Raw genomic sequence first — 21,949 nt, forward strand, 5'->3', positions numbered from 1 at the left:
TGGATGCGGATTCGACTGAACGTTTAATTGCTGTGCGAACATTTACTGTTGCCATAATTTATTAGTCCTCAGGCTGAATAAGAATATTTTGAGTCAAGATAGGCCAGTCTCTTCTTTGTCCAGTCGAGTAACTGGTCAACGCTTGTCACTGTCAGTGAAGGAAGTCCGGGCCATTTTGAAAACTCAGCATCGAACATGTCTTCTGTGTATTTCGAAGTGATGTTATGAATGTGCTGATAGATATTTCCGACTGAAAGCACGCCGGTCCTGCGCAGAAATGCGTAGCGGGAATTGATATCACTTTTGAAAGTCGAATAAATCTTCGACCAGAAACTCCCGGTCATGTATTTATATTCAGTTCCCCACGCGATGGATTTACCATTCCATTCCAGCCCGAATACGGTATCCAGATCGTAAGGCATCAGAAACCATTTCACTCCATCGCGCGTTATCATGATGAAGTTCTTTGCGTTATCGCCGCCAATCAAATCCTGCACGATAAGAAAGTCGGAAAGGATATAAAAATCCATCGCATTGTTTTTATCCAGATGCGTTTCTGCAGCGGCAGAAAACTCCGCGAGTGGCGAGCGCGCAAAAGCCCCGAACGCATCAATAGCGGCATAGGTTTCCTCTGTCGGCGCGGAAGGGGCTTTCAGGGAAACATTGTTCAGGTCAATATTGGTAATGGGCGTCCAGTTATCAAACCCCATCCAGATTTCCAGCGGCTTGTTTTTGGCGATGTTATAGTTCGGGCGTTTCTTTCCGGTCATCAGCGAACCGACGCCATAGAAATCACCGTTCACGTACATGATGCAGGGATAGCCAAGCGGAACGCCTGTCGCGCCGTTCGGTATCGCACCGGCACCGGTTTTTCCGGCGTACGCATGCTCAACATCACGCATCGGCCAGGTTCCACGTGAATCCATCATTTCCACCCAAAGGCGGTATGACATCAGGTTGCGGCAGTGAGTGTGGTCAATCCAGTTGGCCTTGAACGTCCATTCATCGTGAGGCATGACCTCCCCGATTTTCAGCTCCAGTGATTCTTTTCTGGCCTCGTCGGCATAAAACGCGATGTTCAGATTTTTCTTGGCATATCCGGCAGAGGATGCGCCCTGAACCTCGATCGTGGAGTAGCAAGCAAATACTGAGCCATCAATATCCATCGTCACCGACGAATTAATCAGACCGGCCTCTTTGTTAGGCGGCACCGACGGTGTGGTCAGGTTAATGCGGATAATTCGCCCCGGCTCACCGAAAGCGTACTGCTCCTTCATCATTTCCTGGCTGACCGTGGACGCGTCTTTTGTTGCCACGTTTGCCGGATCAAACCCTTCAAACGGCGCCATCGCCATAGAAAGCTGATGCAACGACATCAACGTTTTCATCTTGAAGTCCTGGTAATCGCTTTCCCCGACCACATCATTCATGGTCTGCGCCAGCACGGTTACGGCAACTTCTAAGCGCTGCAACTGGCTTCCCAGCGTGACGTTAACAGCATTAACGCGCGCGTCAGCCTCATCAGAGAGTGCGCACATCGCTTCAGCCAGCGTGGTATTCGCCAGCTGCAGCATCTGGATTTGCCCCGAAAGCAACGGCCCCATCCATGCCAGCTGTTGAGTGATACCGGTGACCATGTCAGACAGCGGGGCAAGTTCCGCGACACTGACTGAGAGGGCATGCAGCCCGACCAGATTTTTGAGGATTTGCTCCCGCAGCACTTTTACATCAGACGGCGCTTTACCCCAGGCGTTATCGCGCCAGAAATAGAACTCACCATTGCTGATATCCATTGCCAGCGCGCTGGATGTCGTAGGAACAAAAGCCAGCAGCTCTTTTGCACTTGAAAATGCCACAGCAGAACCGGCTGCATTGCTTTTCGCCACCGCAACGGCTTTACCTGCATCATTCAGGTAATAGATAAAGCTGATAAAACTGTCCGTTCCCTGTGCGACACGGAATAACTTTCCTGCCGCCGTTGCGGCCAGTCCGGCCTTAGTACCATCCGGATCGGACTGGGTTTTATAGAACGTAAATTCTTTTGCATCCTGAAAAGAATCAATCTGCGCTTTTAAATACCGGGTGCGGTTAGCCAGTTCTTTAGCCTGTCGGTTTGAAATACCATTTGCGCCGCCCTCAACCGGATCTTTACGTTCGAGAAGATAAATATCCTCTTCCCATTTAGTCTGTTCGATAACTTTTCCCATCTATCCCCCAGTGTGATTCGCTTTTCCGTCGTGGAATATTTTCCCGTCATAATGCGGATTTCTGATGCTGCTGTTTTCAGCGTGGGTTGTATTACCGAAATAAAAACAGCTGGCGTCATAAAAGATGCTTTCGTCCGGTTCATATCCCGGCGGGTAAATATTTATTTCATCACCATCAAACAGCGCAGCACCTGTCCAGGCGTTTCCACGCGAACTTGTTGCAATCGTTAATTGTGAAAGGTGTCGGCTTACAGGTTTTGCATCGGCAATCATGCGATTCAGTTCAGTCAGCGTTCTGGGTGTAATTCCCGTTTCATTGACATCCACTTCAATTCTGAATGTTCCTGGCGCATCTCCGACGTTGAACCACTCCTCAAAGGATGCAGAAAAACCCATATCCTCGATAACACGGCGCACCGCTGCGCGCGTACCCTTGCGCCGGTGAAGCCAGTAGGACTGCCGGATAGCGCCAATTTTTTTATCGGCCGGCCAGTCCTTGTCCCAGCGGTCAACCGACAGCGCCCAGGCCAGATAAGGCAGCAGCTCCACCGGGCAGGCCGTCGGCGTCCAGATTGTGCGCAGGGCAACGGTAATCGCTGACAGCCTGGCCGTGGCGGCTTCGGTGTAACGCATCCAGTCACCGGCAGAGGGCGGCAGCAGGGAGTTATTCATCTGTGCCACCGTTGTCCACCGTATAGCCGGTGTTGCGTGCCGCCTCGGTATTGCTGATCTGCAGGTCAGCTGCAGGGGAGTTAATCACCACGCGCTGAACACCCTGCACATGCAGCGCGGCGGAAAGGGCGGAGCGGACGATATCGCGGCCAATTTTTTTATCGTTGGCGGTGAGAAATGCCCGAAGCGAGGCCATTGCCGCATTGATAATCGGTTCAGACTCCGGTCCCGGATACAGGTACAGGGTTGCGTCGATCCCGTATTCAATAATATCCGCACTGCGCACCGTCACCCGATCCCCCAGGGGGCGCACCTCTTCATCGTTCACCGCAGCAGAGACAGCGGCCAGCAGTTCCTGTGATGCTGTACCGTCGCCATCGGTGGACAGCACGGCGATCACCACTTCAGCCGGTGACGGGCTGGTTGCTCGCGCATCGGCTACCTTGCCACTGGCACTGCGGGCAAAAAATTCATAAGCCGCAGACGGCCCGGCAACGCTCATACCTTCAAAAGCCGACTGCGCACGCAGGCGCAGTGCCTCGTCGCTCTCCATGACTGCATCAGCGGTATCGGTGGCCGCAGTGATAACCAGCCGCTGCGTGTCGAGGTTCGCGGCGATGTTGTCCAGATCGTCGCCGGTCGCATGACTCAGCATGGTTGCCGCTGCACCCTCGTTAATGCGCTGGCGCAGCAGCATCTCGCGATACGCTATCGTCTGGGCCAGTACGTTAAGCGGCTCAGATTCCAGTGCCAGCGCTGCCGCAACGGCGCTTTGCTGGTCCGTCGGAAACGCCGCGATAATCACCGCTTTGACTTCGGTCAGGATGACTTCAAAATCCAGCGTTTCGATAATGGCCGGTGAGGGCAGCTGCGAAAGGTCAATTGTCGGCATTGCCGGTACTCCTTAACGTCACCGTGCCGGTGCTCTTTTCCAGCGTTTCAGTCAGCATGCCGGACAGTGCAGCGGTTACCGCGCCGCTGGCGGAATAAGTCACATCGACCGCGTCCAGTACGATCCGCGGCTCCCATGCCGCCAGCGCGATGACTGCTGCGCTCATCAGCTGCATACGGGTAACATCGTTCATCGGGCTGTCCATCAGGTCAGGGCACAGCGAACCATAATTGCGTCGCATCAGGCGACTGCCGACCGGCGTCAGCAGAATGTCGTTAACCGACTGCCAGACGTGATCTTCATCGGTCAGTGTGCCTGTGCCGCTGGCGTTCATACCGCGATAGCGCTCGGTCATTTTGTCCCCTTAGTCCAGTCATTTCCGACCTGTACTCCGCCATGGCCATGGTCATCCACCTGCACACCGTTGGAGATGAACGCGCCGCCGCTGTGAGTAAAGTTCCCGCGCAGAACACCACCTTCAGTGATATCCAGTTTTTTTGCCCGCAGCAGTTCTGTGCAGTCAACCAGCGGCGTATCCAGCGTCACTTTTACCGATGCGGTGATGGTGGCGGACTTAATGCCGGTCACCTGCAGATCGCTGGTTTCGGCGTCATAGCGGAATTTCGCGCCGTCCGGTGCAGTAATGGCGATCTCTTTACGTGATGCGCCCGGGGCCGGGGTGTCTTCGCTGTACAGGCTCCCGCCGATAATGGCGTTACTGGTATTGCCACCCATGCAGAACATCCACACCTGTTCACCCACTGACGGCGGTATCCAGATACTGAAATCACCGGCGCGCTGGGCGTTCCAGCGCAGCCAGGTCATTTCCAGCGCACCGGATTGCACCCGTACCCGCCAGTTTTCCTCGTCAATCTCCGTCACCGTGCCGGTGCGGACGATGTTCTCCAGCAGGCGGATCAGCTCAGGCAACTCCATCAGCGGATCTCCATCGTGTCGATCACCTGACGGGCGATGGCCATCCGGTCGGCTTTGCTCAGGCCCAGCAGTTCACGGCGCGGATAACTCGCCATCGCGCCGCCGTCATTGATGCGGTCACGCAGCCCAAACTGATGCGCACGCGCAATGCGGGCCACCACCCCGGAAAATCCGATCTCGGCCCCGTCAGCTGTCGCGCGCGATTTCAGGAACGTGGCAGAGCGCAGGCGGCGGAACATCGGATCGGTTTTGGTGGTGTCCCGGCGGGTTTCGTTCAGGCGGATATCGAGATAGCGCTCAATGTCTTCACGGTAAAACGAGCGCAGGCCGCCGCGATCGGTATCAAAACCGGTCAGCATGCGCCCGCGACGGCCACGGCTGGCACGCCACGTGCGCAGGTTGCGGGTTTCGCCCTGCCAGATAAAGCTGATACCGGCCTGAGATCGCAGTACGCGGCGGCGGCGCTTCGCGTATTTCGTGCCGTCCGGGTTTTCCTGCCTGCCGATACGCTGCGACTGGCTGCGGCGCAGCGTCGTGCCGATGCTTCGCGCCATGCGCAGGCGGCCTGCCGGTGCGATGCCCTGAATAATCGCCGCAAAGACATTGTCGAGCTGGTCAAAACGCGCATCGTCATTCATACCAGCGATCCCCCGTTATCGGGTTCAAAAACGGTTTCCCATTCGCCGCCGCTGAAGCGCGGGCGGGACTCGGCCAGATGCTCGGCGGTGGTGGTGCCGCCCTCTGTTTTGACCATCACGCGTTCCCAGACCGGCACACGGAACAGAATATCGGCAGCCTCATCGCTGATGATGTCGGCATCAAATTCGATCTTGCTGTTGCTCTCCGGGTTAAGCAGCAGGTCAGGCTGCTGCTCCCACACCCACGCCAGCAGCGGTAACATCAGGTCATCGATCGCACCGGGGAAGTCCATCGCAAACGCCTGAATGGTGTAGCGGTACATAAACGACGGTTCGCCCGTTGCCTGGATCTCAATGCCGCCTTTTTCCACCCACACGGTGATGGCGTCAGGGTTAGCTTTGCACCAGGTATTCCCGGCAATCAGCGCCTCGCGCAGCAGTTCAGCTTTTTTCACTGTATCCCCCGGGCGATGCGCCTCAGTTCAAGTTCACGAATGCCAGCCTTATCGGCGTTGCACGTATCCAGCGCATCCAGCAGCGCGTCGGACCACGGTGCCAGTTTCCCGTATGTCATCGGCCTGGCCGGTGCCGGTGGTACTTCAGTTTTTGCCGTCAGGCTTTCGGGCAAAGGCTCCTGAATAATCACCGGCGCTGACTTCTGCGGCGCGCTGGTACAGGCTGTCAGCCACGGCATCAGGCACAGCAACAGCAGCGCACTGCTCACCGTCCAGTGCAGCGTTAATTTTTTCACGGCGTGATTCCCCTGTTGAATTGCGGTTTTGTCCCAGCGTTTTCAGCCGGGCTTCCACGTCGCTGATGTCTTTGCGCAGTGCCCGGACTTCTTTCAGCACATCGCCCGTCTGTTTCAGTTCGCCCTGTGCGGTCAGCAGTGATTTCTCTGCCAGGCTGCGCTGATGGCGCTCCCATGCGATACCGCCCACGGCAGCAGCCAGCAGGGTCAGCAGCACCCCAGCCAGTACCGGCAGCGCTTTCATCTGGCCACCTTCAGCGCAGGATCAGACAGGCACCACTCGCTGAACTCGGCGCGGCGTTTCACCAGCCCCGGCAGTTTCTTTCCGGCGGCGTTAACAAAGTCCGGCAGGCGTTCGCAGACGCCACGCCAGTCACCGGCCTGCGCGTTACGCCACAGCGTGGTGCGGACTTTCTTCAGCTGCTTATTCGTGTACCAGGCCAGCCCGGTACAGCCGAGGTTAAACGCGCCGTCAGTCATGCTGTCAAAGACGCGCGGTGGTGCAGCTGCGCCGTTAAACTCGCGGGTAACACATTTCTCGGCGCGCATCACATCGTTAACCCAGCGTTCGGCAATCTCCGCCTCGCTGTGCAGCCGGTCCTGCACTTTGCCGGTCGAACCGATCCCCACGGTCAGCACGCCCGCCGGGCAGTAATACGGGGTTTTGCGGCAGTCTTCATACTTCGCCATCATCTGCTGCGCTTCCGGGCTGGTGCGCAGCGTCTGCGGCCACAGTGTGGCGGCCAGCGAAATGATCACGGCGGTGGAGCAGGCGATAATGCGTTTTTTCATCGTGGCGTTTTCCTGATATCGGCTATCAAGTCTTTAACGTCTCTGCGGTGTTCGTTGTCGTCACGGATGGCAACGATCAGCTGGCCCAGCAGCGCATTATTCGTTTCCTGACTGCGCGCCATCCGTCGGCGGTGCAGTTCGCCCATCACAGCAGCGGCCACACCGATCACTACCCCGATTGCCGCCAGCCAGTCACGCTGCGTCATCATGCCGATGCTCGTAAGCAGGGTCAGCCAGGAGTAAGTCAGCCAGTTCCAGACACGGTTAATCAGTTCCATAGCTGCACCGTTTCCTTAACCGCCTGGGTCGTGATTTCCGGCATCTCAACCAGCTGTCCTGCGGTCAGGAAAAGCTGACCGGACAGCGCCTTGTTGGCCGCCAGCACAATTTCGGTTACGCCCTGCGTGGTGCCGTAATGCCGCTGACACAGCAGGTCCACCGTGTCGCCCTGTAGCGCCTGCACTTTCATCAGAACGCCTCCGCAGAGTTACGCACGGTGCCGATAATGTCGGTAATCGCCCAGCGTGCATCGCGCCACATATCATCAGCCTGCGAGGACAGAGAGGCCGCGCGCTTTTCCCCGGCGCTGCCGGTGGTGTCCACATCACGGAACGTGCCCAGGATGTGAGCGCGAGCGATGCTGGATACCGCACGGCGGAAGCGGTGAACCTTCACGCTCTCGCCATCAATCTCTGTGGCCGGAACATCCGCAAGTTTTGCGTAGCCTGCTGCCACCTGTACTTTCTGCCAGGCGGCCAGCTGGTCTAGGGTGTGGGCCATTCCCTCGATCACCGCTTCTTTCAGGCGTGTGGTAGTGACCGCGCCGTTGATACGCATTTTTTTACGCACATCACTCAAAATGATTTCCGGCCAGAACGCACCGGCGGTGACTTTTTCCCCGCCGTCATCCGTGTCCGGCACATCCTCAGAAGAGGGGGTTACTGTGCGACCGGCAACAAGGCTCATAACATCTCCTGAAAAGGTTGGCGGTGAGCGAACGGAGAAAAGCACACGCAGTGCGTTGCAGATCTCCGCCCGCGCCGCCAGCGCACGGGGCGCAATTCGGTTTACTGTTCTTTGGTGACGGATACCGCTTTTTTGGCGGCGGGCTTACGTGCGGTGGCCTTGCGTGTCGCAGGCTTGCGCACCGTTTTTGCCGCCGGTTTCGTGGCCACCACTGCCGGATCTGACGATGCTGCAGGGTTACTTTCTGTCGCACCTTCTGCGGCCTTCTTCACAATGCGGGCCAGCCGGTCAATCTCTTTCTTCACCCCGGCCCCGGCATCAAGCGTCATCGCCAGTCGCAGCAGTTCCAGCGCGGTAGCCTGCTCTTCGGCAGTGCCGTTACGCAGTGCGAAAGCGCGCAGCTTATGCAGCTTTGCCCGCACCATGTCAGGCATGTCCTGACTGGCTGTTATTTCCATCACTTCATCGAGCAACGTCAGATATGACGTAACATCGGTGCTCTCATTGGCCTTGACCTGCACCAGAATCGGATCGCAGATTTCATCAACCAGCACCGTCGCTGCTGTACGGTTAAAGCGGTCAGGCATCGACAGACCGTGAGTGACGACATAGCGCCCGATGCGTACTGCCAGCGCTAAATCACCGGCATCAATCGCCCACACCATCAGGGTGACGATCACTTCATCCTGGCGGCCGCTGTTACCTTCCAGCGTTCCCTCGATCCAGCCCTCGTAATGGGGCAGCAGGGTGCGTTTCAGTTCGGCTTTCGCCTGGTCAGACTGCACTCGCTTTAATGCACTCTGATCCATACGCAGCCGGTGCATGATTTGCTCGTGCGCGGTACGCACGGTTTCTGACTGCGCATCCGTTCTGCCATGGCGTTCAGCCATGACCTTTTGAAAATGTTTCTGTGCCGGTGTCAGCATTGTCCTGTCCCCGAATAACGGCGGGCCGCAGCCCGCCTGATGCGTATCAGCCGCCCGCAGCTTCGGCAAAAGTGATGCCGTCAATAAACGCCACGTTGCCGTAATCTTCGATCACGAAGTCATCGTTAGATGACTGATAGGTTGCGATACGGTTGTACTCCGGCTCTTCTTTAATCGTCCGGCGCAGGCCGCCGCGCTGGTAGTACAGCGACAGGTTTTTAAAGGAGGTGATCAGCACGCCATTTAGCGGGAAATACGGCGCGATAAACGTCGGCATATTGGCAACGCGTTCCTGCGCGACAATCAGCTGACCGGCCAGCATTTCGGAGTTCGGGTTGGTCTGGCTCATGGCGTTGATGGCCGGGAAACTGGTGGTGGTCAGAAGGTCACCTGCCAGGATCACCACGTTATCCGGGTTACGCTTGTGCCATTCATCCATCAGGCTGTTTTTGGCGTCATACACTGCCGCGCCCAGGTTCCCGTAGGTGCCTTTCGCCGTGACCTTGTTTTCGTCATCACGTGCGGTGACGGTGACACCTGAAATAACGCGGTGCGGCGCTTCGGTACGGATTTTTTGCAGCCAGCCGATGCCGCAGTCCTGCAGCAATGGATTGGCTGCGCGGTCTGACGGGTCTGCATATTTCACGCCGTTAAAGCCGATCATGATGCGGTCAAGTGACATCTGACGGGCCATTGCGGTGCTGATCAACTGCTGGAAGTTGGGCTGATGTGCCCAGGCATCCATCTGCTGATAGCTGATGCCGTAGTCATAATTGACCTTACGACACAGGTAGTCATATGGCTCAAGAATGCTGTTATCACCGGGATTACGGCGGGTAGTGGTGCTGTTGTTCACGCCAGCCATCGGGCCTTTGCTGCCGATCAGCACCTTCTGGCCGATCTGCTGGGTGACGCCGAAGACGTTAATCTTACTCAGCAGGCTGTCGCTTTCCTGCGCGGCCGCTTCCAGGCGCTGCTGTACCGTCGGGTCAACAGCAAACTTTGCCGCGATTGCCGCAGGTGAAACACCGTTGAGCTGCGCCTGTCGCGCAATGTACTGGTCAAACAAGGGGCGGGTAGTATTTTCCATTCGGGTTACTCTCGTTGTGAATATCAGTAGGCGGCTGAAAAATCAGTAATCAGCCAGCTGCACGTTACCGCCACCGCTTGCCGGAGGACGCTGGCTGAAGCTGCCCGGCGCGCTCTCCAGCTGCTGACGCAGTGAGGTCAGTTCGCTGGTCAGTTTCTGGATTTCGGCTTTATCCGCCGCGCGTTCCTGCTCAGCGGCGCTGAACTGGTCGCTGATATCCGCCTGGGCCTGCGCAATCACTTCAATGGTCTGATGCACCTGGCTGAAACGCTGGTCATCCGTTTTTTGCGCCTTACCGAGGATGCCCATCACGCGGTTGTACCAGTTGCGCCCGGAATCAGTCCGGTCCTGATTTCCCTGCACGATTTCTGCATCGAAAGCCGGTGTGAACAGGGTTGGCTCTGCCGTGGCTGACGAGAAGCGCAGGACTTCAGTGCGTTTTTCAGAGGTGAATTTCAGCCGGTCGGTGCCCAGACTTGCCGGGGTATCGGTCATCGCCAGACCGACCAGATACGGGCCGTTGGTCAGGGCAAAGTTCGGATGGATCTCGACGCTGGAATAAATCTTTTTCCCTTCATCGGTCATCGTCTTCATGCGTGCGGTCGGCTCGATTTCCGCGAACAGCGCCACTTCACCGGCCAGTGCGCCCTCGGAGATATCTTCAACGGACAGCGCCACCACATCCCCCATCGCGCAGAACGTGCTGTCAGGGATCGGTGAGAGGTAGTGCTCAATATTGACGCGCGCACCGTAGACCGTCGGGTTATACGCTGCGGCCATCTGGCGCAGCTGATCGGGCGTTGTTTTGCGTCCGTCAATCGTTGCGCCGCTGGTCATCACCTTAAATTTCTTACGGGTGTTCTGGGCCATGTTCATTTGCTCGCTTTGTTGAGTTCGCAGTGATGATGGCAGGGGCCAGCCCGCCCGCGCTATGCGTTGTTGTTGTCGGCGAACGGCGAGAACAGGCAGGGCGCGAAAGCATTCGCGCGCGCGGGTTAATCTCCCCGGCAGGAAGCGAGGAGGTTAAATGGCGGTTGAAGAAGCATTCATCATGCAGCGTGCACGGCAGCTGTACTGGCAGGGTTATCCCCCTGCGGAAATCTCGCGCCTGATGGGTATCAATGCGAACACGATCTACTCATGGAAGAAGCGTGATGAATGGGACACCACACCCCCGATCCAGCGGGTCACGACGTCCATTGATGCCCGGCTCATTCAGCTGACCGGTAAGGACAAAAAGAGCGGAGGGGATTTCAAGGAAATTGACCTGCTGACGCGTCAGCTGAAGAAGCTGGATAACGGCACGGCGGTCACTCAGCCGAAAAAGAAGGTGCGTAAAAAGCAGAACTTTTTCTCTGAAAGCCAGATCGCGGCACTTCGCGCAAACATCCTGGATTCGCTGCACTGGCATCAGAAAGGCTGGTATGAAAACCATCATCACCGCAACCGGGCGATCCTGAAAAGCCGTCAGGTCGGTGCAACCTGGTATTTCGCCCGCGAGGCACTGCTGCGGGCGCTGACCGGTGATGTGAAGTACAAGCACCAGCTGAATCAGATTTTCCTGTCTGCCAGCCGTCGCCAGGCCTACCAGTTCCGCAGCTTTATCCGCTCAGCGGCTGAAGAGGTGGACGTCGAACTGAAGGGCGGTGACATGATCCAACTGGCGAACGGGGCGGAGCTGCATTTCCTCGGCACGTCAGCCGCAACGGCGCAGTCATACACCGGCAACCTGTATTTTGATGAGTTTTTCTGGGTCGGGCAGTTTGCCAACCTGAAGAAAGTGGCCGGTGCAATGGCAACTCTGAAGGGACTGACACGCACCTATTTCTCCACGCCATCGGCGGAAAGTCATGAGGCTTACCCGTTCTGGTCTGGTGAGGCGTTTAACAAAGGGCGCAGCAGCAAAGGCCGTATTGAGTTCGACACGACCTGGAAGACGCTTAACAGTGGACTGATGTGCCCGGACAAAATCTGGCGGCAGATTGTCACCCTGCAGGATGCTATCGATCACGGTTGGGATCTGACTGACCTGGAAGAAATCCAGCAGGAGAACAGCCCGGAAGAGTATGAAAATCTCTATAACTGCGTCTTCATCAAGAACGGTGAAACGGCATTTGATTACAACCAGCTGCTGACCTGCGGTGCGGACGGTTTCGACGAATGGCAGGACTGGAAACCGTATGCCGTGCGCCCGATGGCAGACCGCCCGGTGTGGATTGGCTATGACCCCAACGGGGCAAGCGGCAAGGGTGACAGCGGGGCAATATCGATCAATGCCGTACCACTGGTGCCCGGCGGTAAGTTCCGCACGATTGAGACGCACAAAATACGCGGCATGGAGTTTGAAGCACAGGCCGCTCTGATTATCAGCATGTTGTCACGCTACAACGTTCACCACATCGGCATTGACGGTACCGGAATCGGTGAGGCGGTTTATCAGCTGGTTAAGAAGAAGTTTCCTGCGGCAGTTTGCTACCAGTTTTCACCGGCAAGCAAGCGGATGCTGGTACTGAAGATGCTGCAGCTTATCCGTGCCGGTCGCTGGGAGTATGACCGCGGGGAGTATGACCTGATCACCGCATTCAGTGCCGTGCGTAAGGTTGTTACGCCTGGCGGGATCATTACCTATGACACTGACCGTGCGCGCGGCGTCAGTCACGGCGATCTGGCCTGGGCAACCATGCTGGCAACCATCAACGAACCGCTGGGCCAAGACGCCAGCGGTGGCGGCATGACAGTAATGGAGTATTAATGAGCAAACGAACCCCAGCGCGCACCCGCGCCCGGACCTCTGAACGTGAAGACCTGGCGGCAGCGTTGAAGTCTGCACCAGGCCTCAGCATGTTTACCTTTGACGGTCCCTGGCCGGTAGCCAGCGCACATGACCTGCTGGATAATATGTACTGCGCCAACAATGGCCGGTATTACGAAACGCCGGTGAGCTGGTACGGTCTGGCCCGTCAGTTCGGCCATGCCAGCTGGCACCAGTCGGCGATTATCTTTAAACGCAACGTACTGGCAGGCTGCTTTATCCCGCACAAGCTCTTATCCCGTCAGGCGTTCTCTGCGTTTGCTATGGACTGGTTTGTATTCGGTAACGCCTATCTGGAGATGCAAAAGAACCGGCTCGGCGGTTCCTTTGGTTTTAAGAACTCGCTGGCTAAATACACCAGGCGAGGATCTGATCTGGAAACGTACTGGTTTACGCAGGCGGGTATTGACGATCACCAGTTCGAAACCGGTTCGGTTTGCCACGTCATCAATCCCGATATCCATCAGGAAATATACGGCATGCCGGAGTATTTTGCCGGTCTGCTGTCGGCCAGCCTGGCACATTCAGCGGATAAGTTCCGCAAGCTGTATTACGACAACGGCTCTCATGCGGGCTGCATCGTTTATGTAAACAGCGCGATGGCTGACAAAGAAAGTATCGACCAGCTCAAACAGACGCTGACCGATACACGGCGGGGCGGGGCATTCAAAAACATCCTGCTGCATGCACCCGAGGGCGGGAAGGACTCGGTGCAGATCCTGCCGTTCAGCCAGATATCCGCGAAGGATGAATTTGCTAACGTGAAATCATCAACCCGCGATGACATTCTGGCGGCGCATCGCGTTCCGCCGCAGCTGATGGGCGCAATCCCGGAAGGTAACGGTTCGTTCGGGGATGTGGAGAAAGCGGCCCGTGTATTTGCCATCAATGAACTAACGCCGGTGATGGAAACCATGAAGCACGTCAACGACTGGCTCGGTGAAGAAGTGATCCGCTTCAACCCTTACGCACTGCTGACCCCGCAAGAGTGACAACCCCGCCAGTGGCGGGGCTGTTGGTTTTTGCTTACTTAAGTGACGCCGGATATTGCTTTTGAATGGCTTTTTGGATGTGGCTTTTTATCTTAAGAGCCACTTCTGAATAAGAGTACTCATCGGTGCCGGTAACAAAAACCGGGATAGGTTTATCGTTATTCACACTGATCGCAACATCAATCCCGCCATCTCCCGCAGACATCAACTGCAGGCTGACAGGAACAGTAACGGCTGGAAAATCAATGTTGCTACCTGTCGCGGTACGCAGAACCATTTGCAAAGTACCATCGGTCTGCATTGGCATCTCACTAATGTGAGCAGCCTGGAAGGTGCCATCATTACCGATGAAGCCGACATCAACATACGGACGACATTCGCCGCGTTCATCGACCCAGTGCTCGGATGGCAGACCCAGCCAGTCCTTATAAAATGATACCAGCCGCACCGCTTCGCGTCTGATAAGGCGTTCAACATCTTTCTTCTTTTCTTCAACTGCAGAACTTAACTGACACAGATCGTCAAAGTGGCTCATTGCGCACCCCGTAGACGTATTTAACTCACGCTCATTTTGCCCGTCGCGGCCACGGCTGGCAAGACGAACCATGTTTAAAGGTCCATAAACCATCGCTGGTCTCACAGGCACCACTCAGGTTCGTTTTATCGACTTCAACACCTCAAATGCGTATTTCCTGTATGCGTCCAGCACGTTTCTGCTGGCCAAGCTTGACCCCCTGTGCACCCCAAAGCGCGGGATTGCTCCCCCGCCTCGCCCGCACATGAAACCTGCCTCTTTTTGTGCAGGTTTCAAAACCGGGCCGAGCGCCGCCAGTACTGGTGCGGGCGGCTATTCAAGGCAGGTAAAAAATTGTGCAAAATTGTGCATCTTTTTGCTTTACATCGGCGAAAAAATAATTAACCACTCATTAATCATTTACTTAAATATTCCAAGCTGACTATAAGTAACTAATCATCTTTTACCGGAGGTGAATTGTCAGTTTGAGCTTTGGCAATTTTTGATTCTGCAATTTTGTCGAATCTATTAATTTGACTAAGAATTGCTTTCCCTGTCTTTACCTCCAAAAGTAAACCTTCAAGTGTGTTTTCAAGCTCTTCCTTAGTCGAGCAAAAAAGTTTTTGTCCATTATATGAAATTGTACAGGGGTATCCGTTATCGCTCTGGGACCACTCAGCAACTTCAATGGGGTTTTTGTCTTCAGAATCAAGAATTGCAAGAGCTTGATATTTTTCTCTAATGTCTTTTTTTCCGAGAATTTCATTGAATTTTATTAATGACGCCCCGTAAATATCACCACTCATGCCATCCTTGTAAAAGTTCCTTATTCCAAGCTTGGCTTTTTTTTCGGTTATTTCTGATATTTGATCGCTAGCTGCACTAATGGTGCAGCTAATCTCAAGTTTGTTTTTTTCTGCTTGCTTCGCTAATTGTAATCCCGCAAGCAAGGACTCTTTGTAATCTTTCATAAGGTTCTCTCTATAGAAGAAATTACTGGCAGATGGTCAAACTTTGATTTTGAACTCATCACTAGCTTCATCAATTCTTCGTCATAATATATTTCGGTTTTTGATTCATTTAAAAACCAATTTCCGCCATGAACAAATTTTGAGGAGAAAATTATTTGGTCAAAAGTTCTCCAGTAACATGACTCATTATTTTTATAATAATATGTACCACACCCTCTAAGTTCTTGGTTATATGGATGGGGGTTACTATAAACCATATGCCTCCAAAATGGATTGTATAAAAGGTTTGGTTTTTTTCTAACCATGAAAATATCTCTTGAGGCGAATAGTCCATCAGTCAAACTATGATTAAAAGGCTCTTCATTAAAATCCCCGAGAATTATGATGTTTTTTATGTTTCTTGTTTCCATGCTGGCTATTACAGCATCTCTAAGTAGTGATCCTAGCAGAATTTTTTTCGGTGATCCTTCGTAATCATATAATCGACTAGACCAATGTACGAGGTATAAAGTTAGATTTTCTTTGGTACTTTTTATAGAAAAGTCGATCTCTTGTCCTGCATGAATTTTACGGCTTACCTGATTTTTACTTATAATTTCAGAATTGATAAGCTCTAAAACACTACTTCTATAAATTATGCATAAATCAAACCTTTTCCTTCCATCTCGTAACGTTCCATCGTAAATAGAAAAATCACTACCTATAAACATAACTCTTAAAAGTTCAATATCTGGATTTGCAACCTCGCATAAACAAAGAACGTCAACATTCTTTTCTAAAATGAGATTGGCGACTATATGAATAGCAAAGCTCTTATGTTCATTACTTGAGCTGTTCTCTTGAGAATGAGGAGATAAACTTGTGTTCCACCATGCAAAAGTCAATGTGTCTGTGTTTTTTTCAGTCATTTAGGCTGATTTCCTAATCCACAAGCGTTCCGAAAAATTTGGTTGGAAATTTTCAATAAAGATTATGAATCCTACAGGTTTTGTAGTCAACGAACTCAACAATACTAGTGCGTAGATACGTGAAACTGTTGATGTTTTTTAGTTAATTGTTAAGTGTAATTATTTTAAATTTTTCACCTTAAGCCTGATTTCATCAAATCTTTCGACTAACGACTTCGACCTCAAGGCGCTCATTCTGTTCTCTTGAGTCCTGTCAGTGACCTCTTTTTTGCTATAAATTTTCCCATCTCCTCTGGAGAAGTATCTATTGCCCCTGAGTGAAAGCTCATTCCCTGCGGCCAGATGTCTGGCCCAAAGTCTAAGGTTTGTATCGTTCCAACCAATAGACTGCGCGAAATCATAAATTTCAGCCACTTTCGGGCTGTCCTCTGGTGCATAGGCTGCTTTTCTCGCTGATTTTGGCGGTGCGTTTTCACTGCGGATGCGCCGGAGGATCTCCCGGCGTTCCTGTCTGGTCGCCTTATTCAGATCAGGCGGCCATATTTCAGCTGCCGGCACCGTCATTTCTGACGGAATGCTGTGGATAACTGTCCCGCTTTTGCTGGTTTTTTGTTCAGGGGGACAGTTATTGCCACGAGTCCAAGGGGCGCTAGCGCCCTGATCGGCTGAAGCCTCCTGAACGTCAACGGTCTTACGAACCTTTTTCCACTTCGTCGCATGCGTGCATATCCGGCCAGCCGCAAGGCGTGACCACACGCCGTAAATACGGATGCCGTGATCGCCGTAGGCGTTTGCCTCTTCGTTGATCTCGTATGCGGTGCGTATGAGGTGGAGATCGCGCGGTACCAGGACGCCGCCCTGTTTCATGATGTATGTGGCGAAGCAACCCACATCAGCAGCGGCCAGGACGGCATCAAGGCGCGGGTTTTCCAGTACAGGAGCGCCCGGTTTTTTGTCTTTCTGCTGCCTGCCAGCCTGACCGGCCAGCAAACGCAGTTCGCGGTAAGCCTGGCGACTCGGTATGCCAAAGAAACGGAATTGCTGGACGCGGTGCAGTGATGCCCAGGCAGTAACATGCTCGGCGTTATCACGCAGTGACTTGCCGGTTTCTTTGCTGACCTCGTTAGCCAGCCCGCGTCCGTCGATGTTCTTACTGATGTATTTCGATATGTAGCTGGTCGGCGTCCCTTTTCGGCGGTCAATCAGCTTTGATTTGAAACGAGGGCCGGTATTGTTCCCCAGCTCTGCGCGATCTTCACGAATAGAGAATTTCCGCAACATTGCGGTGACTGCCCGGCGGTCTTTTTTGCGCATGAAGCACAGCAGGTGCCAGTGTACTGTACCGTCATGGTGAGGTTCAGCCACACGCACGCCATACCAGCGTAGACCAGCCTTGTGCATTGCCTTACGGTAGGCTGCGAACATTTTTACCAGGTAATCGCTGCTTTCCCTTACGGTGGCATTTTTCCATGTTGGGTTAGGGCGGCCATTGCTAAGCGTTGCATGGAAGCGGGAAGGGCAGGTGATGGTATAGAAAACCGCACAGTCGCCGCGCATCTCGGCGATCAGCTCCAGGCCTTTCACGCAGGCCATCATTTCATTGCGCCGGTGCGCCGGGTTGCTGCTGCTGGCGTTCACAACGTCTTCCATATCCAGCGTGTCACCGTCTTCATTCACCAGCTCATGCGCGCGGAAAAACTCCAGCGCTTTGCGACGCTGTTCGCGCTTATGGATCACCGCCTCATAGCTGACATACGGAGATGCTTTTTTGTTGACCAGGCATACCGCGCGAAGCTGTTCTTCGCGCCATTCGCAGCGCATCTGCCATAACTTGCCATACCACCAGTCGGCACAGCGCATACGCCCTATTGATCCAGGGATTAGGTCGTAAGGCACAGGTTTACGGCGACGCTTTTTGCGACGCAGCCTGTCAAAGGCGGGCGGGATAACATCAAGGCGCATTGCCTCATCAGCAACGCGTTCCCACACACGCCTGATTTGTTCAGGCAGCGAATCACCGCCGGTCAGAAACTCGCTGCATGCGGCCTCCAGACACATATCCATGTGCGCAGCAACCAGGGTGGAAAGCCTTTTCACCTGGTTCTGATTCATTTCGGGCATCACCAGCAGACCGTCCAGTCCCTGATAGCTCGCCATAAAACGGAAAGAGATGGAGAGCTGCGAGTCACGCACGCGATCGAGGCGTTCAAGGCATGGTCTGACAGTCTCACGCAGATAGCGTGAATAGGCTTTCGGCCTGTCCAGGCTGTACAGGTAATCAATACGTTGCAGCATCGGTTTGCTGATGAATGATGGTTGGGCGTGGACGTCCGCACGTATTATCAGGTCCGGGCTGAACTGCTGGCGCTCATGCGCCATTTTCGACCGGCTCAGTAAGTCGGTCTGATCATTCTCGCGCTGAACGGGATCGCGCGACTCGTTATAGAAATAGCGATTCCAGACCTCATTACTCAACGCCTCGCGGCGCAGCTGTTCACGCTCGTTGTCTTTTGCGTACAGAGTGATCAGGTTTGAAAGTGCGGATTCAGGCGCTGCCTGTGCGGAGTCCAGGTAAGGATTAACGGCCTTTTTTGGGGCATTCCATGAAAAAGCACCGGCGGCCTCATTTGGGCCGCCGTTTGTAATGGCTTTGGCGTTGCTCAAGACAGAACCTCTTGAACAACAGTGCTGTCATCTCCGGCTGCTGGATCAAAACCTATCCAATGCTCCGGGTATAAGGTTGCGATTATTTCAGATGCTTTTTTACCTTCACCAGCGGCAAATCCCAGGCTGCGTGGGGCGTTAATTGTGGTGGTATCAAAGAGGGCATACAGGCACCGGGTTCGCGCTGTGTTGCTGTTTGAGGCAATGACAGGGGATGTTTTAGCCGCTCTTTCCAGTAGCGATGCCAGCTGTGACTGCATACTTAAATCGAAACCCTCGGTGTGATAGTCACTGAAAGTGCCCTCATACGGGGGATCTGAATAAACCACATCACCGGGTTTAACCATTTGCAGGGTTTTGGGAAATTCGGCGCAAATGAACGTTGCGCGCTTTGCCTTCTCAGCAAACGCCCTGATTTCTTCAAGCGGGAAATACGGTTTTTTGTAGTGGCCGAACGGGATATTAAAATGCCCGTTGCGGTTGTACCGGCACATGCCGCGATGGCCGTGGCGATTCATGTAAAGAAAAACAGCGGCGCGATACAGCAGCGTCATGCCCGGTTCATTGTTGAACTCGTTACGCAATGCGTAATAGTCAGTTTCAGTGGTGAATTGGGCGAAGAGCTTCGCAGCCAGCGCAATGAATGCGTTTTCGTGCAGCTGTATTTGCTGGTACATGTTGATAAGGTCACTGTTGATATCAGCGACGAGATAGGCAGGATAGTCGGTGGCCATCATGACGGCGCATGATCCGCCGAACGGTTCAACCAGGCGCTGACCGGCTGGCAGAAACTTTTTCAGCTCGGTCATCACTTTTGACTTACTGCCGACCCACTTCAAAGGGGTTTTGACGGTCATAAGGCACCGCCTTTGCTGTCTTGCGGCATGGCAACTGTGGCACAGTCAAACCCATTACTGGTCTGGACAAAGCACTCCTGCTCCACATAGCGCTTTAAGATATCTCTTTCAGTAAATGCCTGTTTTGCACGTTCAGCCGATCCCTTATCTGTGAAATCACAGACAGCATGGCTTAAACCATCCGTGTCCCGCTCATACAAAGTCCAGAACTCAGCAGCATCATCATCGACACGGCTAACGGATGCGCTTGAGTCAACAATGCAGCCAGAAATGAAATACTTAACAAAGATATCTCTGTAATCCCTCTGCACTTTTATCGCGATTTTTTTGCTCATTTTGCACCGCCTTTGATGTGCTTTGCGCGACACTCGATCAGTGACTGGCAGTGGTGGCACGTTGAAACGCCCGGCACGGCGATTCGCCGCAGCTGATCAATCTCTATGCCGCAGGACTCACAGAAAAATGCACTTTCTGCCGTTGCATGCGATCTGGCCGCGATGATTTGACGCTCAAGCGTGGCGGCGGCATGTTCTTGCGCAATGTCGATTACGTCAGCCATCAGCAGATCTCCCGCGCTTCATTGCGAATTTTTTCAGCCTCTGCGCACAGCAATTCCGCTGCGGCTGTGGCATTCATCTGACTACGCACAATATGGATTGCGATTCTTTCAAGGCGGGCCGCCATAACTTCAGCGCGATTTCTGCGCTCGTCTTTGCGGGCTTCGGTAAGCAGGAAATTTATTCCTGCATCATCAACGCCAGGTTGAATAGGCCGACGCTCTACATTACGCATTTTCTGAACTCCTGAATTTTGGCAATAAAAATCCCGGCGAACAGATTCGCCTTTTTATTGACCATTAAGGATTAACGGAAAAGTATTTCGGGATTATCAAGAATTCCCGGTTTTGGTATAGGAGATAATCCGCTCTATTGCAGCCCATTCTTGTCAGGGCGCGACCAGATATCTCCTATTTAATGAGGCACTAATTAATGCGTCATTAAATAGGGCCGGTTTTACCCGGCTGTGCGGAAAAGTGTTCCAGGCTGACAGGTGAGGGTATCTCACCGCAATTGCACATGCTGACCAGGGATTCCAGTGCATCAGCGCTGACATCATCACCAGCGGCACGGGCCACGCTGGCTAACCCTTCCATGCCTACGCTAAGGCGAAAGGCATAATCATTCAGCGACAGCTGGCGAACTGCCTCGGCGGTGGCGACGGCACAATTCAGGTTTTCTTTTTTAAAGTGATACTGCTGAAGCAATTCGTTAATCAGGACTGCGTATGCTTTTTTCATTTCCTCGCCCTTTTAATAATTTCATCTATGGTTTTTTCCGCCTCGGCTGAGGAGAAATCACGACCCAGATAAATTCCATTGTTAGTTATTTGATATGTCCGGCGTTTAGTTTTGCTGTGCTGCGGGCATATCTGAATAGTGAAACCACAATAAAGGCGCGTGTGTTTGGATATTTGGATCGTCGCGCCAGCGCTATTAACCATCGACGTTTTCCCTTTTCTAGCTATTCGCGATAGCGTCTTTGAGCATTGCCACCAAATTCACTTCTGTCCTTTCATTAGCCCTTTTCTTTGGGCGAATGATGATCCGACCTTCTGAAACCATTCGCTGACAGGTTCGGAGCGGAATCTGCACCATTTCTGCATAACGATTGAGTGATACGTATGGGGTAGGCACGCTGATGTTTATGGTTACGTTTCCCATAATACGCCCTTACTTGTCGGTGAAGGTTTCAAGACCGCGGAGATAGATCAGGCGGGCCATGCTGGAACTGGAACGGCTTTCGCGATTGGCGATAGCCTCAAGTTCTGCACGCTCATCTTCCGACAAGCGCATTGGAACGGGGTTTTTAGCCGCAATTCCTCGCGGCAGGCGCGAGCGAGCCTCATGTAGTTCTTGTTTCATAGTGGTATATTGTGATCTGCTAGTTATTCGTAGAGAACATTATTTGCAGAAATCTGCGAATAGTCAATGGGGGTTTGCAGAAAAATGCAGCTTGGGGACCGTTTACGCCAAGAGCGGGAGCGACTTGGCTTTACACAAACAGAGATGGCTAAGATTGGCGGGGTGGCTTTTAGAACCTATTGTGATTATGAGGCTGGAAAGACAGAGCCAAAGTCGTCACTTCTGGAAGCACTGCACGTGGCCGGTGCTGATGTTTTATTCATAATTACGGGACTAAAAAGCCCCACGCAAAATATTTCAACCGAAGAGCAAATACTCGTAGAGAATTACCGCTCAATGGATGATGCGGCACGCTTAAATATGCAGGCGGTTGGCAATGCGTTCGCGTCAGCCAAAGTAACTAAAAAGATAGACAGAAAATAATAATAAACCCTGGTGAT

Annotated in this window: 29 protein-coding genes and 1 pseudogene; 3 read left to right on the top strand and 27 right to left on the bottom strand. The window is 53.4% G+C overall.

All coding sequences use genetic code 11. The features are described from left to right. Positions 1–68 precede the first annotated feature (68 nt). The 16 genes from IBT47_RS27355 to IBT47_RS10425 form a co-directional block, all read right to left on the bottom strand. Positions 69–1,886: a CotH kinase family protein gene (locus tag IBT47_RS27355; RefSeq protein ID WP_200560377.1), complete on the bottom strand. Its 1,818-nt coding sequence runs from the start codon at positions 1,884–1,886 to the stop codon at positions 69–71. Between the two features lie 321 nt (positions 1,887–2,207). Next, entirely contained in the window at positions 2,208–2,879 is a 672-nt protein-coding gene (locus IBT47_RS10355; RefSeq protein ID WP_200560378.1) for a phage tail protein I, read from the bottom strand. After that, positions 2,872–3,771: a baseplate J/gp47 family protein gene (locus IBT47_RS10360; protein WP_200560379.1), complete on the bottom strand. Its 900-nt coding sequence runs from the start codon at positions 3,769–3,771 to the stop codon at positions 2,872–2,874. Before IBT47_RS10360 ends, IBT47_RS10355 begins: the two co-directional genes overlap by 8 nt. Next, a complete protein-coding gene (locus tag IBT47_RS10365; protein ID WP_200560380.1) occupies positions 3,758–4,126 on the bottom strand; it encodes a GPW/gp25 family protein in 369 nt (122 codons plus the stop codon). The genes IBT47_RS10360 and IBT47_RS10365 overlap by 14 nt, the downstream gene beginning before the upstream one ends. Then, a complete protein-coding gene (locus tag IBT47_RS10370) occupies positions 4,123–4,707 on the bottom strand; it encodes a phage baseplate assembly protein V (RefSeq protein WP_200560381.1) in 585 nt (194 codons plus the stop codon). The genes IBT47_RS10365 and IBT47_RS10370 overlap by 4 nt, the downstream gene beginning before the upstream one ends. Next, positions 4,707–5,345, bottom strand: coding sequence for a phage virion morphogenesis protein (locus tag IBT47_RS10375; RefSeq protein WP_200560382.1), 639 nt, complete (start codon positions 5,343–5,345; stop codon positions 4,707–4,709). Before IBT47_RS10375 ends, IBT47_RS10370 begins: the two co-directional genes overlap by 1 nt. Beyond that, complete coding sequence (locus IBT47_RS10380) at positions 5,342–5,800, bottom strand: phage tail protein (RefSeq protein ID WP_200560383.1); 459 nt, start codon at positions 5,798–5,800, stop codon at positions 5,342–5,344. Before IBT47_RS10380 ends, IBT47_RS10375 begins: the two co-directional genes overlap by 4 nt. After that, positions 5,797–5,919: a hypothetical protein gene (locus tag IBT47_RS27235; protein ID WP_255569896.1), complete on the bottom strand. Its 123-nt coding sequence runs from the start codon at positions 5,917–5,919 to the stop codon at positions 5,797–5,799. Before IBT47_RS27235 ends, IBT47_RS10380 begins: the two co-directional genes overlap by 4 nt. A gap of 25 nt (positions 5,920–5,944) precedes the next feature. Further along, entirely contained in the window at positions 5,945–6,340 is a 396-nt protein-coding gene (locus IBT47_RS10390) for a DUF2570 domain-containing protein (protein WP_200560385.1), read from the bottom strand. Next, positions 6,337–6,888 (bottom strand): lysozyme, encoded by a 552-nt coding sequence (locus tag IBT47_RS10395; RefSeq protein WP_200560386.1) that lies wholly within the window; start codon positions 6,886–6,888, stop codon positions 6,337–6,339. The genes IBT47_RS10390 and IBT47_RS10395 overlap by 4 nt, the downstream gene beginning before the upstream one ends. After that, positions 6,885–7,166 (bottom strand): hypothetical protein, encoded by a 282-nt coding sequence (locus IBT47_RS10400; RefSeq protein WP_200560387.1) that lies wholly within the window; start codon positions 7,164–7,166, stop codon positions 6,885–6,887. Before IBT47_RS10400 ends, IBT47_RS10395 begins: the two co-directional genes overlap by 4 nt. After that, positions 7,157–7,357 carry a tail protein X gene (locus IBT47_RS10405; RefSeq protein WP_200560388.1) on the bottom strand — a complete coding sequence of 67 codons (201 nt, stop codon included), beginning with the start codon at positions 7,355–7,357 and terminating at the stop codon, positions 7,157–7,159. The genes IBT47_RS10400 and IBT47_RS10405 overlap by 10 nt, the downstream gene beginning before the upstream one ends. Further along, entirely contained in the window at positions 7,357–7,854 is a 498-nt protein-coding gene (locus IBT47_RS10410; protein WP_200560389.1) for a head completion/stabilization protein, read from the bottom strand. Before IBT47_RS10410 ends, IBT47_RS10405 begins: the two co-directional genes overlap by 1 nt. 101 nt (positions 7,855–7,955) lie before the next feature. Next, entirely contained in the window at positions 7,956–8,780 is an 825-nt protein-coding gene (gene gpM, locus IBT47_RS10415) for a phage terminase small subunit (protein WP_200560390.1), read from the bottom strand. Positions 8,781–8,826: 46 nt separating this feature from the next. Further along, positions 8,827–9,870, bottom strand: a complete 1,044-nt coding sequence (locus IBT47_RS10420; RefSeq protein ID WP_200560391.1) for a phage major capsid protein, P2 family — start codon at positions 9,868–9,870, stop codon at positions 8,827–8,829. A 42-nt stretch (positions 9,871–9,912) separates the two neighbouring features. Beyond that, the gene (locus IBT47_RS10425) at positions 9,913–10,740 is read right to left on the bottom strand and encodes a GPO family capsid scaffolding protein (RefSeq protein ID WP_200560392.1); all 828 of its coding nucleotides are present in this window, start codon (positions 10,738–10,740) and stop codon (positions 9,913–9,915) included. A 157-nt stretch (positions 10,741–10,897) separates the two neighbouring features. Here IBT47_RS10425 and IBT47_RS10430 point away from each other — a divergent pair, with 157 nt between their 5' ends. Then, positions 10,898–12,622: a terminase large subunit domain-containing protein gene (locus IBT47_RS10430; RefSeq protein WP_200560393.1), complete on the top strand. Its 1,725-nt coding sequence runs from the start codon at positions 10,898–10,900 to the stop codon at positions 12,620–12,622. Then, positions 12,622–13,674, top strand: coding sequence for a phage portal protein (locus IBT47_RS10435; RefSeq protein ID WP_200560394.1), 1,053 nt, complete (start codon positions 12,622–12,624; stop codon positions 13,672–13,674). Before IBT47_RS10430 ends, IBT47_RS10435 begins: the two co-directional genes overlap by 1 nt. A gap of 34 nt (positions 13,675–13,708) precedes the next feature. Here the strand turns inward: IBT47_RS10435 and IBT47_RS10440 are convergent, their stop codons facing one another. The 11 genes and pseudogenes from IBT47_RS10440 to IBT47_RS10485 all read right to left on the bottom strand — a co-directional run bounded on the left by IBT47_RS10440 (position 13,709) and on the right by IBT47_RS10485 (position 21,509). After that, positions 13,709–14,209 carry a hypothetical protein gene (locus IBT47_RS10440; RefSeq protein WP_234471831.1) on the bottom strand — a complete coding sequence of 167 codons (501 nt, stop codon included), beginning with the start codon at positions 14,207–14,209 and terminating at the stop codon, positions 13,709–13,711. A gap of 431 nt (positions 14,210–14,640) precedes the next feature. Beyond that, on the bottom strand, positions 14,641–15,159 hold the full coding sequence (locus tag IBT47_RS10445) for a hypothetical protein (RefSeq protein ID WP_200560396.1): 519 nt from the start codon (positions 15,157–15,159) through the stop codon (positions 14,641–14,643). Next, positions 15,156–16,067 (bottom strand): endonuclease/exonuclease/phosphatase family protein, encoded by a 912-nt coding sequence (locus tag IBT47_RS10450; RefSeq protein WP_200560397.1) that lies wholly within the window; start codon positions 16,065–16,067, stop codon positions 15,156–15,158. The genes IBT47_RS10445 and IBT47_RS10450 overlap by 4 nt, the downstream gene beginning before the upstream one ends. A 614-nt stretch (positions 16,068–16,681) precedes the next feature. Continuing rightward, positions 16,682–18,731, bottom strand: a pseudogene (locus IBT47_RS10455) (replication endonuclease); the annotation flags it as partial. Further along, positions 18,728–19,588: a Dam family site-specific DNA-(adenine-N6)-methyltransferase gene (locus tag IBT47_RS10460; protein WP_200560398.1), complete on the bottom strand. Its 861-nt coding sequence runs from the start codon at positions 19,586–19,588 to the stop codon at positions 18,728–18,730. The gene IBT47_RS10460 and the pseudogene IBT47_RS10455, both read right to left, overlap by 4 nt. Then, positions 19,585–19,923, bottom strand: coding sequence for a hypothetical protein (locus IBT47_RS10465; protein ID WP_200560399.1), 339 nt, complete (start codon positions 19,921–19,923; stop codon positions 19,585–19,587). Before IBT47_RS10465 ends, IBT47_RS10460 begins: the two co-directional genes overlap by 4 nt. Beyond that, the gene (locus tag IBT47_RS10470; protein WP_200560400.1) at positions 19,920–20,147 is read right to left on the bottom strand and encodes a TraR/DksA C4-type zinc finger protein; all 228 of its coding nucleotides are present in this window, start codon (positions 20,145–20,147) and stop codon (positions 19,920–19,922) included. Before IBT47_RS10470 ends, IBT47_RS10465 begins: the two co-directional genes overlap by 4 nt. After that, positions 20,147–20,380: a DUF2732 family protein gene (locus IBT47_RS10475; RefSeq protein ID WP_200560401.1), complete on the bottom strand. Its 234-nt coding sequence runs from the start codon at positions 20,378–20,380 to the stop codon at positions 20,147–20,149. Before IBT47_RS10475 ends, IBT47_RS10470 begins: the two co-directional genes overlap by 1 nt. Before the next feature lie 205 nt (positions 20,381–20,585). Further along, complete coding sequence (locus IBT47_RS10480) at positions 20,586–20,885, bottom strand: hypothetical protein (RefSeq protein ID WP_200560402.1); 300 nt, start codon at positions 20,883–20,885, stop codon at positions 20,586–20,588. A 219-nt stretch (positions 20,886–21,104) separates the two neighbouring features. Beyond that, a complete protein-coding gene (locus IBT47_RS27065; RefSeq protein ID WP_105595589.1) occupies positions 21,105–21,308 on the bottom strand; it encodes a DNA-binding protein in 204 nt (67 codons plus the stop codon). Positions 21,309–21,317: 9 nt separating this feature from the next. Further along, the gene (locus IBT47_RS10485) at positions 21,318–21,509 is read right to left on the bottom strand and encodes a hypothetical protein (RefSeq protein WP_105595588.1); all 192 of its coding nucleotides are present in this window, start codon (positions 21,507–21,509) and stop codon (positions 21,318–21,320) included. Between the two features lie 84 nt (positions 21,510–21,593). Here IBT47_RS10485 and IBT47_RS10490 point away from each other — a divergent pair, with 84 nt between their 5' ends. Then, positions 21,594–21,932, top strand: coding sequence for a helix-turn-helix domain-containing protein (locus IBT47_RS10490; protein WP_255569897.1), 339 nt, complete (start codon positions 21,594–21,596; stop codon positions 21,930–21,932). Positions 21,933–21,949 lie beyond the last annotated feature (17 nt).

It is taken from the genome of Erwinia sp. S43 (assembly GCF_016624745.1).
Classification (GTDB): Bacteria; Pseudomonadota; Gammaproteobacteria; order Enterobacterales; family Enterobacteriaceae; genus Erwinia; species Erwinia coffeiphila.